The following is a 3,249-nucleotide window of genomic DNA, read 5'->3' as shown; positions in this document are numbered from 1 at the left end:
GGAACATCAACAGTTACATGGAGTTTTAATGATGGTAATGGACAAATAGTTACTCAAACCCAAGACATTATTGTAGATGATACGACAAAACCAACAGCTAATAATTTAGCTCCAATCTCTGTTCAATGTAGTGCAGATATACCTGCTCCAAATATAGATGAAGTTACTACAGAGGCTGATAATTGTACTGTAAATCCGACGGTTGCATTTGTATCAGATGTTTCAGATGGTAATTTCAATCCAGAAGTAATAACCAGAACCTATTCTATAACAGATGCTAGTTCAAATGAAACTCTTATAACTCAAGAAATAATAGTACAAGACACTGAAAAACCAGATATACCTATTTTAACCGATTTAACAGCTGAATGTTCTTTAACTGTTACTCCTCCAACAACAACAGATAATTGTGATGGAACAATAACAGGAGTTACAAGTGGTAGTTTAATATTTGATACAGTTGGATCTGATATTATATATTGGACTTTTACTGATAGTGCAGGTAATTCTGTTATTTCGGAACAGGAAATAACCATAACTGATGATAACGGTCCAGTGCCTGATGTTTCTACATTACCAGCTTTAAATTTAACAGGATGTCAAATTACAAGTATTTCAGATTTACCTATTCCTACAGCTACAGATGATTGTGATAGTGGTACTATTTTAGGAACATTAGGTAATGGTTTTGTGTTTCCATTTATATTTAGTGGTACTCAAACTATTGATTGGGAGTTTATTGATAGTAATGGAAATGTTACTTTTCAGCCTCAAGATATAACACTTACACCTATTCCAGTATCTGGTGGAACATTAGAAGGAACATTTGAGTCTACTGTTTTTTCCAATCAAATAGATATTTCTTCTTGTGGAGTTGCTATTTCTATAGAATTGAATTTGAGTGGCGAAATTGGTACTATAGTCAGATGGGAGAGTTATGCCGTAAATCATGGTTTTTGGGAGGAAATTACAGATGCTGATGGTGATGACACTAAATTTACGGTTTCTTTTCCGATAGGATCGTTAGAGTCTACATATTATAGAGTTTTAGTGCAAACAGGAACTTGTGCAGAGTATTCTAATCAATTCTATGTAAGAGCTCTTCCTGCTGGAGATGCTCCAACCGTTGAAAGACTAGATCCAGACGAATTTTACTGTTTAGGAGATGAAGTAAACCTTTTAGCAACGAGCAATTATACAGCAACTCAAGAATCAATACCAGATGATAAAGGAGAAGGGGATTTTAATCAAGGGCAGTTTCCTCGTGATCCTGATGGTTGGTTGGTTGATGGTAACGTAGGAGGATTTACGGCTGGAGGGAGTGCGACAAAGCCAAGGAACTGGTCAGCTAAAACCTGTAATAATCAAGCTAATGGGAATATCATCTACTGTGGTGGCGAAGGTAAATATGCCATTGCTTATGGAGATTATTCAGATAATAAATATAGAGGACCAAATCCTTCAACATTAGAAACTCCTATTTTGGATTTTTCTAATGCTGAATCTGCAAGTTTAGATTTTGATCAAGCGTATAATTTTGTGAATGGTGATTATGCAATTATTGAAATATCAACTGACGGTGGTGTAAGTTATTCTCCACTTAGATTAATGCACGCCGTTGGTAGTGGAGATCTAAATTGGTATTCAGCAGGAACTGCAGAATCGTATGTAGGTTCAGATCCAACAAATTATAATTTTGAGACTGACAATACTTCAATAGATCTTTCGGCTTATATAGGTGAGAGTAATGTGCGTATTAGATGGACTTTCTCAGGAACAAGTAATGAAAGTGCCTGGGCTATGGATAATATAGAAGTTAATAAATTAGTAATTGTAGAAACGGATGTAGAGTGGACAGATGGTATAGGAGATCCAGATGAACCACCAATTGCAGGAGGTGCCACTGAGGTTCCAATTTCATTTACACCAGATGCTCCAGGACATCATCAATACGGAGGAACAGCTTTAATCAATGGTTGTAGAACTTATAGTGAAGAAGGAACGGCTTTAATTGATGTTTATGTGTCTTATGCTTATGCAGGTGAAGATATAGAATTTACAAGTGATGAATGTGGACAAAATACAGTTCAATTAAATGCTTATGATAATAGGTTGTCAGCAAATGAGAATGCTGCAAAAGGAGCCTATACACTTCCTGATGATTGTATAAATTGTGATGATGATGGTACAGGTGAAGAAGGCATATGGACCATTTCTGAGAATAGTAGTTGTGGAGGTGGTTCATTTTCAGACCCAACTGATCCAGATGCCATATTCACGGGAGATGCAGGAACCTATATTTTAACTTGGACAGTTAATGGTTGTGAAAGTAATATAACTGTAAAAATTACAGATTGTACTCAAGTTGATTTTGATGGAGTAGATGATTATGTTGATTTTGGTGAAGATAACTACGACCTTAATACGAGTGCTTTCAGTATTGAGGTTTGGATTAAACCAGAATTAATAAGTGGTACACAAACAATATTTTCAAAAAGAGATGCCAATTTTTCAGGTAGTGCAAATGGATACGATTTAAGAATTGATAATTTAGGGGAAGTATCATTTAATTGGAATAAAACAGGAAAGATTTATTCATCTCATAAGATTAACACAGATCGATGGTATCATATTGCATTAACACATTCAATTTCAGGAGAATATATACTATATATTGATGGTGTTTTAATGAGCTCGATTGGAGGAGGTTTTCCAAAGGAAAATGGATATAAAGCAATTTTAGGAGCAATGGATAACAGTGTATCCGATGTTCCTTTAAATTATTTTAATGGTTGGATGGATGAACTTAGAATATGGGATGTTGAACTTACTGAGGATCAGTTACATCAAATGATGAATCAAAAAATAATTTCTAGTCCTGATGTTGTAGGAAATGTTCAAGGAGAAATCATTCCAGTAGATATTCATGGTTTGTCTTGGACTAATTTATTAGGTTATTACCAAATGGAATCTATTGGCTGTGGTTACTTAAATTCTACTACAAATTTGATTCATGGGAAGTTAAAGAATATAACGACTTCTGAAACTCAAACAGCTCCATTACCATACACTTCATCTAACAATGGAAATTGGAACGATATCAATATTTGGACTCAAGCAACACTATGGAATTTACCAAATAGCCTAGGGATTGATGATAAAACCCCAATAGATTGGAATATAGTGAAAACCAACCATACAATAAATGCTTCTAGAGATCTAAAGTTATTAGGCTTATTAGTTGAAAGC

Annotated in this window: 1 protein-coding gene; it reads left to right on the top strand. The window is 34.7% G+C overall.

Features of this window, described 5'->3' with window-relative positions; genetic code table 11:
* Window positions 1-3,249: LamG-like jellyroll fold domain-containing protein (locus ACFQZW_RS11295; RefSeq protein ID WP_386783093.1), on the top strand; the 3,249-nt coding region annotated here is incomplete at both ends.

It is taken from the genome of Lutibacter aestuarii (assembly GCF_042676885.1).
Classification (GTDB): domain Bacteria; phylum Bacteroidota; class Bacteroidia; order Flavobacteriales; family Flavobacteriaceae; genus Lutibacter; species Lutibacter aestuarii.
This window is presented reverse-complemented; position numbering and strand designations above follow the sequence as displayed.